At 44.6% G+C, this 8,046-nt stretch carries 8 protein-coding genes; 5 read left to right on the plus strand and 3 right to left on the minus strand.

Going from position 1 to position 8,046, the window contains the following annotated elements:
- Window position 1: 1 nt before the first annotated feature.
- Together NA59_RS08520 and NA59_RS08525 are read right to left on the minus strand one after the other, a co-directional pair.
- The gene (locus NA59_RS08520; protein WP_044410980.1) at window positions 2-2,911 is read right to left on the minus strand and encodes a chemotaxis protein CheB; all 2,910 of its coding nucleotides are present in this window, start codon (window positions 2,909-2,911) and stop codon (window positions 2-4) included.
- Between the two features lie 27 nt (window positions 2,912-2,938).
- A complete protein-coding gene (locus NA59_RS08525; protein WP_044410981.1) occupies window positions 2,939-3,346 on the minus strand; it encodes a BLUF domain-containing protein in 408 nt (135 codons plus the stop codon).
- Between the two features lie 68 nt (window positions 3,347-3,414).
- On the opposite strand from NA59_RS08525, the gene NA59_RS15390 reads away from it, so the two are divergent.
- Window positions 3,415-3,810, plus strand: coding sequence for a hypothetical protein (locus NA59_RS15390; protein ID WP_052501560.1), 396 nt, complete (start codon window positions 3,415-3,417; stop codon window positions 3,808-3,810).
- Between the two features lie 258 nt (window positions 3,811-4,068).
- Here the strand turns inward: NA59_RS15390 and hslO are convergent, their stop codons facing one another.
- Window positions 4,069-4,917: an Hsp33 family molecular chaperone HslO gene (gene hslO / locus NA59_RS08535; protein WP_044410982.1), complete on the minus strand. Its 849-nt coding sequence runs from the start codon at window positions 4,915-4,917 to the stop codon at window positions 4,069-4,071.
- A 124-nt stretch (window positions 4,918-5,041) separates the two neighbouring features.
- Here hslO and NA59_RS08540 point away from each other — a divergent pair, with 124 nt between their 5' ends.
- The 4 genes from NA59_RS08540 to NA59_RS08550 all read left to right on the plus strand — a co-directional run bounded on the left by NA59_RS08540 (window position 5,042) and on the right by NA59_RS08550 (window position 7,899).
- Window positions 5,042-7,018 carry a TIGR00341 family protein gene (locus NA59_RS08540; protein WP_052501561.1) on the plus strand — a complete coding sequence of 659 codons (1,977 nt, stop codon included), beginning with the start codon at window positions 5,042-5,044 and terminating at the stop codon, window positions 7,016-7,018.
- Window positions 7,019-7,086: 68 nt separating this feature from the next.
- Window positions 7,087-7,329 carry a ribbon-helix-helix protein, CopG family gene (locus NA59_RS08545; RefSeq protein ID WP_044410984.1) on the plus strand — a complete coding sequence of 81 codons (243 nt, stop codon included), beginning with the start codon at window positions 7,087-7,089 and terminating at the stop codon, window positions 7,327-7,329.
- Window positions 7,330-7,382: 53 nt separating this feature from the next.
- On the plus strand, window positions 7,383-7,514 hold the full coding sequence (locus NA59_RS15810) for a type II toxin-antitoxin system RelE family toxin (protein WP_198401079.1): 132 nt from the start codon (window positions 7,383-7,385) through the stop codon (window positions 7,512-7,514).
- A gap of 109 nt (window positions 7,515-7,623) precedes the next feature.
- A complete protein-coding gene (locus NA59_RS08550; RefSeq protein ID WP_044410986.1) occupies window positions 7,624-7,899 on the plus strand; it encodes an AAA family ATPase in 276 nt (91 codons plus the stop codon).
- Window positions 7,900-8,046 lie beyond the last annotated feature (147 nt).

Genomic DNA, 8,046 nt, shown 5'->3' on the forward strand with positions numbered 1-8,046 from the left:
GCTAGCTTTCTTTATCCTGTTGTGGGTGAGGTGAGCTTAATGGGGCATAGCTAACTAGCGCTGAATAGCCAGGTTGATGTTCGATTTGTTGAACATTCATGACAAACCAAGGTTGCTCAGTGGCTGTTGTGGAGGGATAAACTAGACTAAAGTTATTTTTCGAGCCTTCCAGTACAGATTTTATCCCTAAATATGCGCGTTCTGCTGTGGAATCATCTGTGTCTAGGCGGGCTTCGCAGGCTGCAAGATAATCTGTTCCTAGAGGATTAGGGTTGTTGTTGATTGTGGCAAAAGCCAACCAGGCCTGGTTGATCAATTTAATCTCTCCCTCATCCGATAGTACCGCAATTTGTTCAGGTAGTGCATCAATAATCGCTTGCAAGCGCTTACCGTCATTGAGCGCTGTAACATCAATAAAACTCGCCACGGCACCATGATGATTGCTTGAGGGAATTTGGTAGGGTAGGATGCGCAGTAAATAGCTCTTTTTGTTTTGGTGAATCAAGTCGGTTTCAAAGGGACGAGTGGTTTTTAAGGTTTGCTCAAAATACTCAATCAGGTGTTCATTGTCAAAACTATGCTGCAAGTCGCTTAAAGGGCGACCAATGTCAGCATCGCGCAATTTAAATAACCCCACCGCATCAGGACTAAAGCGGCTTACATTGAGTTTATGATCAACAAAAATAGTCGCCACACCCACGGCCTTCGCCATGGTATCCAAATCGGCATTCAGTTGATTAAGTCGCATTACTTTTTCTTGGTACTCGGCGTTGACGGTATTGAGTTCTTCATTAACCGATTGTAACTCTTCATTAGAACTTTGAAGTTCTTCGTTCGAGGCCATTAGCTCCTCATTAGTGGCTTGCAGTTCTTCATTTGATGTTTCCAGTTCTTCAATTGTCGCTTGCAAGCTTTCGCGGGTCGCACCTAGTTCTTGCTGTAGCACGTCAATGCGAGCAGCCGTTTCATCATCAAGGTTAATGGTTTCATCCAGCGTTGTGTCGCGTTCGTTATTAATGGGCTCAAATAAGACCAGCGCAAACTTTTCATCCTCAAATCGAATAATTGGTCGAACACACACACGGATAAATGTATAGGTGTCTCGTTCCTGTCTGAGCTTAACCTGGTCAGAAAACAGCACTTTTTGATCTTTTAGGGATTTATATAGTAAGGCTGACACGACAGAAATTAACTCATCGGGCAGAATGCGACTAATTTCCATGCTAGCGGCACCCGCACGCAGCCGATAAAAAGGTCTAACATCTCCATATAGATGAATCACTTCTTGATGGTCGTTGACTAGAAAACCGGGCGGTGAATAAGCATCAATCAGTTGGTGGCTAGTTTCATCTAGCAGTGCTACTTCAGCGGTTTCTTGCGCACTCAGTTTAATGGGATGTTTTTTAGCGCGGGGGGTGTATTTCGTGATGCTAGTATGTCGCCCCTCTAAGTCGAGTAGCGGCAAGCTTACAAAGTTGCGTTTAAAGAGTTTGCTTTTCGCATGAATTGTGTCAAAACCCTTGGCAATGCTGCTGATGGATTCACTTGAACCCAAAAACAAAAATCCATTCGGTTTGGTGGCATATTGTAAGCGCTGTAATGCACGATTCTGAGGTTCGGTTTTAAAATAAATCAAGGTATTGCGGCAGGTTACCAAGTCCATCCGGGTAAAGGGTGGGTCGGCGAGTAGGTTGTGTTTAGCAAACACCACCGCTTGTCGCAACTCGGGTTTAATCACATATTCACTACCGGCCTTAGTAAAAAAGTGAGCTAAGCGTTCAGCACTGACTTCAGCGGCAATCGAGTCAGGGTAGTGACCCGCAGAAGCCAGTTCAATTGCTTGTGGGTTGACGTCGGTGGCAAATATTTTAAGGTTAGGCCAGCGGCGCACCTTTTCAAAGGCTTCAAAAAACAACATGGCAATCGAATAGACTTCTTCGCCACTGGATACGCCGGCTGACCAGACTCGAATACTGCCACCCGATTCACTTTTCTTGACAATTTCCTCAATCGCAATATTTTGCAGGTCTTCAAATGCAGCGCTGTCTCTAAAAAAGCTGGTGACAGGAATAAATAACTCACGGCGTAAATTGGCTAGCTCTGCTCGATCTGTTTCTAAGAGTTGTGCATAGTCTTTATGGCTCTGAATATGCTTAACTTGCATGCGACGTTCAATGCGACGCAGCACAGTTGCTTGCTTGTATTCATTGAAGTCAACCCCAGCGGTTTGAATCAAATAATGAAAAATAAGATTAAGGGGTTCATTGTTATCCAACTCAATTTTGAGTTTATCTGCATTGTTGTCTTTAGTTTTTTGTGGGTTTTGTATGTAACCTAACAGGCCCTCGGCCAACTGGTTAGCAGGTAAAATGTCGTCAATCAGCCCGGTGGCAATTGCGCTATTGGGCATGCCGTTAAATTTGGCCTCTTGGGGGTCTTGAGCTAATAAAAATCCCCCCGCCTCGTTAATCATATAACTGCCACGTGTGCCGTCAGAGCCGGTGCCTGATAAGATCACACCAATGGATTTTTCACCGTATTCTTCGGCAAGTGAGGTAAAAAAAATATCGATGGGTAGGCTTAATACATGAGGTTGTTTTTGAGTGAGTACAAAATGACCCGCCACCACACGCATGATCGTGCCCGCTGGAATTAAATAGACATGGCTCGGCTCGATCGGCATCCCTTCTTTTACCAGTTTAATCGGCATCGACGTGTAGCGACCAAGCAATTCAGCCATCATGCTTTTATGGTCGGGGGAGAGATGTTGGATAACAATAAAAGGCAAACCGCTATCAGTCGGGCAGGTTGAAAAGAAGTTTTCAAGCGCTTCTAAACCGCCTGCCGAGGCACCGATTGCGACAACAAATCCATTGTATTTTATGGGCTGAGGCTGGTCTTCTGCATCCATGATGTTTACCTTAATTATCTTGTGTATTTATAAGTGTTGGAACGCATCAACTAAAACCATGGCTGTGCTGGGCATCACCCAGTTTTCGGTTTCATTGAGCTTGGTATGAATAATGTCACTGTGCCCCTGTTGGCGTTGATCTGGCGAAACATTGTAAAACCGCATTGACCAGTCTTTAAAGTGGCGTTGCACGAGTGATTGTTCATAGATAGTGCGCACATCATAATGCCGGAAATCTTTTTTTATGTTGGCAAACAAGTTTCTGACGGCGTATTCTTCACCTTCAAGGACTTGAAAGAAAATACCATCGTTGTAGAGTAGCAGGCCTGTTATATCATGTGATGTGTTAAATTCAATCGCTTCAGCCAGCAATTCTTCAAGTTGGTTAGGTGCCATCATTTCACTAGCGCGGCTGGTGTAGGCAAGCTCAAACATTATTTTTTCCTTGTTTGCACCAATTGGTCATATACTTTTGCGGTGCGCATGGTTATTATTAGGCCGATATGAATAGCATTTACGACATACGTCTTCACAACGCGCAACTCTTGGTTAATTTTATTGGCAACAAAACACTTTTCTCAGAGAGAATTGAGCGTTCGCCTACCCAAGTAAGTCGCATCATCGGTTTGAATCCAACACGTAATATTGGAGAAAAACTTGCGCGCCATATTGAGCATTGTTTTTGCTTGCCTAAGTTTTGGTTAGACCAGCCGCATCAGCAAACCGAAAACATTGACAAGCAGATTAACACCATCAACCAAGATCGATATGAACACTTGCATCATGTGCTGTGCGAACTCTATCAGGCGACCATTACTAAGCGCATTGACGCGTCTACTTATGAGCGTTTAGTCTTAGTGCTTGAGCATCATAAATCAACTGTGTCCAGTTCCAGTTAGGTAGCTATCCCATTGGCTGTACCATCTTGATACATAGTTTAACGCTTTCATTTTCACTGTCAACAAAACCAAACTTTAAATTACATAATTTTTCTATAATCTGCCAATAAAATTTATTTATTGCTACACGGCTACAACTTAAGAAAAAAGCCAGTCATTGCGAGGAGCGGAGCGACGCGGCAATCTCTCAAAGTCCGAGCCATTTGGATCCTGCGACTTCGCGCAGGATGACGACGAAAGCCAACTATCCGGGTTAAATTACTGGGTGCCAAATAGATTATCTAGGTCTTCGCTGTTAAAGCGCTCGTGGTAGTTACACATTTCATTAAACACGACAATTTCCCCTTGTTCTTGAAGTAGCGTGCGGGCTTCTTCCTCACCGAGTGATTTAAGCATGGTAGCAACTCGTTCACGGTCTTGGTTGCATTCATAGGCCAAGGGTTTGGCTTCAAATACTTCGACCACTTCTTCGTGAAACAGGCGTGTTAGCAGGGTTTCATTGTCTAGCTCAAGCAGTTCTTCATCTTTTAGGGTTGAGGCGAGGTGTTGGATACGATCCCAGGCATCGGCGTCACTGGTTTCGATATCGGGCATTTTTTGTAAATACAAGGCGCCTACCGCTTGGTCATTTACGCTGATCCAAAGCCGAGTATCCAGTTGTTCTGATTGCGATAGAAAGTGTTCCAGTGAGCCAACCAGCTGTTCACCTTCGCGGCTGACATAAGATTGGTAGATGTGGTCGGTTTGGGTGTTTTCCAATGACAGTAAAATTTGCCCCTCGCCTAATAGGGCATCCGCGTCGTTTTGGTCGGTAATCGGTTGGTTGGTTTTTGCCATGCCTTTGAGTTTGAGTTGATGGTTTACTTCTACAACCAATAGGTTGACCGGGCCTTGGCCTTGCACTTGTAGCGTGATTTTTCCTTGGTGTTTAATGCCGTTTGCCAGTAGCACATTAAAGGCGGTTAGCTCGCCTAACAGCTGTTGCAATGGCGTTGGATAATGGCGATCTTTGAGCATAGACAACCAGGCCTGGTTGAGCAGGAGGCGTTGTCCACGTATGGCGTGATCTTTAAACAGAAAACGTTGAATAGAATCTTGGGTTGGCATAGTAAATCCTTTTATAAAAATAGCGGTGTTGCGCTATTATATAGGCGTTTGCGACTTGATAAAAACCTTCGCAAAATTAGACGGCCCAAAAGGCCTTTTTACAATGAATTAAGAGATAAGTTGAATGATATCTGAACAAGAAATTGATCAAGTAGTGGCGCAGAGCATTGAGCAGGTAAAGCCTTTACCTAAAGATTTGGTGCTGATTGATCCAGCGCAATCTGAAGAGCGAAAACAGGCGGTGCGCGAGTTATTAACCGCGCAGGGGTTGGATGTTGAATTTTTTAGTTGTGCTGAGGGCATGGAGATTGAACACTGTTTGCCTGAAGCACGCCGCTATTGGCTCGATTTGTCGGATGAGCAGGTGGTTGAGTTATTTAAATACTTGCCCAAAATGGGAAGTAGCGTTCCGCTGGCGTTGCTGCCAAATGATAACAATAAAAACGCGCAAAGCTTTTTTGGTATAACCCGCAAGTTAAAAGAGGCGGTGGCCGATGGCGTGGATAAAACCAAGGTGGTCAAAGCTGATTTGCTGATGTGTAATGGTCAAATTGTGTTGGCGAGTGTGGTGCTGGGTGAAAAGTTAGGCGCTCGTGCTATGGATGACAAGCAAGATGCCCCGTTTTGGAAGCAGGCCTGGTTAGACTGGAAAGAAACCTATCAAGCGGTAAAGCGCTCAACGCCGCAGTTGTTTAAAATAAAAACCGGAAAAAAACAATCGATTAATACCGCGGCTCTGAGTATTTGGGTAGAGCCCCATTCCAGTTCGGCGGCGATTACACGTGGGCTAGAAACGAATTTTAACTTTAATGATGGTCGAATGAATGCGGTAATTTTTGCACCTAATTCCTTAATGGGCTATGGTTGGCATTGGTTCAAATCCTATGTATTAGGTCAGCGCCAATTGACGCTACTGGCAGATACCTTTGGTTTGGTGCAGTCAAATAGTTTGCGCATTAAGGCGCAGCGAGACGTTGAGTTTTTTATCGATAATCAGCCACATCAGGCGCAAGAGATTAAATTAGATGTGCGTGAACAGGCGATTCATCTGATACCTGGGCGCTTGCTGGCCGATGACGACACCACGCGCAAAACCCATAAGGAGGTGTTTAAAGTACAAGGCTTGCCTCGTGATGCCGATGCGATTGAAAAGGTTGGTAAGCCACTGCCTTTGTTTGACCAAGCGCATGAAGAAGATTATAAGCATGTTTTTGTAGAGCTGCGCCAAAGCGCCCTGACCACTTCGCCCTATATGGTGTTGATGGTGTTATCTACTTTGTTGGCGACGTTTGGTTTGATGGCGAATTCGACCTCGGTGGTGATTGGTGCGATGATTTTGGCTCCTTTGATGGCGCCGATTGTATCTTTGGCCATGGGGATGGCGCGGGGTGAAGGGGGTTTAACGGTTTCATCGATCAAAACCCTGTTGATTGGTTTGTTTTTAGCTTTGATGAGTGCGATGGTTGCGACTTGGATAGTGGATATTCAATATGTCACGAATGAGATTGCGGGACGACTTAATCCAACGCTGCTGGATCTGGGCGTGGCGGTGGTGTCTGGGATTGCGGGTGCTTATGCCTATGCCAAATCGGAAGTGGCTAAAACCCTAGCAGGCGTGGCAATTGCGGTGGCGCTGGTGCCGCCATTAGCCGTGACGGGTATCGGGTTGGGCTGGATGGACTGGTCGGTAATTTATGGTTCGTTTTTATTATTTATTACCAACTTATTTGGTATTGCCGCGGGCGCGGCGATCACCTTTTGGGTGATGGGTTATACCAGTTTTGCGCGTGCCAAGAAGGGCTTTGGTGCGTCGACCTTGATTGTGGGATTGTTGGCGATTCCATTGGCGTTTGCGTTTTGGCAAATGGATCAAAAAAGCAGTTTAACCAATAGCTTAGAAGGCATGGAGTTGGTTATTAATGATACAGCCATTCGCTTGGAAAGCGTCGATGTCCAGTGGGCAAGCACACCGAGCGTCAAGCTGAATGTGGTTAGTAGCCAAACCCTGTCGGATGAGGTGTTTGATGAGCTAGCTGAAGCCCTAAGCATCAAAACAGGTGTTGAAGCCCAATACCGTTTTACACCCCAGTTGATGCGTTAAATCTCGTTTTGGCACTGTTGTAGCCTGTGTATAATGGTGTCAATACATGTATCTACAAGGTTGGTGAAATGAAAAAAGCAATAAATATTCGTATGGATGTTAACCTGCTCTCTGAGTTGGACGGTTATGCAGAAGAGTTGGAGCGCTCGCGCACTTATTTGATTGAGAAAGCGGTAAGCACTTACGTCGATACGCTTGATGAGATGCTGGCTGATAAACGCATTGATGCCCTGAAATCAGGACAGTCAACGGTGGTTTCAATGGAGGATGTGTTTAAAAATGCGGGCTTGAATGTATTAAGTCGTGTTTGAAAAACAGGCAGAAAAAGAGTTCTTGAAGCTTGATAAGCAAGCGCAAGTGCGTATTGCCGTTAAAAGGCAGGCATCAAGGTAAGTTTCGTAAGTGTGCGGGTGATTATCGTATAGTTTATTTGCGAGAAAATGATTTGTTGCTGATTACGCTAATTCGCATCGCCCATCGTAAAGAGGTGTACTGATTCAAGATTTCTTATTTCTATGGTTGTGTTTGTGCTGTAGGTTTTTAATTTACCTTTAGTTTTTTAGGAAGTATACTTCTTAATAGTGTTGTAATTTACGGAAGTATGTATGAGGGAATTGTTAGTTGAACAAAATCTGCATTGGACGCAGTTACCTAAGGCTTATGCTTATCGTCAAGCCTTTAGCAAATTAGTTAGCTATTTGCCGTTAAAGCAGGTGGTAACCATTAGCGGTATTCGGCGTTGTGGAAAAAGTACCTTGGCGAAGATGGCGATTAAACATTTAATTGATGAAGGCCTAAATCCAGCGAATATTTTGTTCGTTAATTTGGAGCAACCGCTGTTTTTAGAATATCGCCATGATCCTAGGAGCCTGTCGGACTAAAGCCAATCGGCTGCAAAAAAGCTGGATTTGGCCATTTTTTGTCCACTTCCTCGTCAAATAGCTAGCTATTCTCCTCGGAATTGAACAAAAACTGACTCAAACCAGACTTTTTTTCGCTTCGACCGGTTTAGTCCGACAGGCTCCTAG

Origin of the sequence: Thiomicrospira microaerophila, from assembly GCF_000934765.1 — a bacterium.
Taxonomy (GTDB): Bacteria; Pseudomonadota; Gammaproteobacteria; order Thiomicrospirales; family Thiomicrospiraceae; genus Thiomicrospira; species Thiomicrospira microaerophila.

What these genes read in the sequence shown, in the direction of transcription:
- NA59_RS08540 (WP_052501561.1), top strand. Translation starts at nt 5,042, where the DNA reads ATGATATCTGAACAAGAAATTGATCAAGTAGTGGCGCAGAGCATTGAG.
- hslO (WP_044410982.1), bottom strand. Translation starts at nt 4,917, where the DNA reads ATGCCAACCCAAGATTCTATTCAACGTTTTCTGTTTAAAGATCACGCC.
- NA59_RS08550 (WP_044410986.1), top strand. Translation starts at nt 7,624, where the DNA reads ATGAGGGAATTGTTAGTTGAACAAAATCTGCATTGGACGCAGTTACCT.
- NA59_RS15390 (WP_052501560.1), top strand. Translation starts at nt 3,415, where the DNA reads ATGAATAGCATTTACGACATACGTCTTCACAACGCGCAACTCTTGGTT.
- NA59_RS08545 (WP_044410984.1), top strand. Translation starts at nt 7,087, where the DNA reads ATGAAAAAAGCAATAAATATTCGTATGGATGTTAACCTGCTCTCTGAG.
- NA59_RS08525 (WP_044410981.1), bottom strand. Translation starts at nt 3,346, where the DNA reads ATGTTTGAGCTTGCCTACACCAGCCGCGCTAGTGAAATGATGGCACCT.
- NA59_RS08520 (WP_044410980.1), bottom strand. Translation starts at nt 2,911, where the DNA reads ATGGATGCAGAAGACCAGCCTCAGCCCATAAAATACAATGGATTTGTT.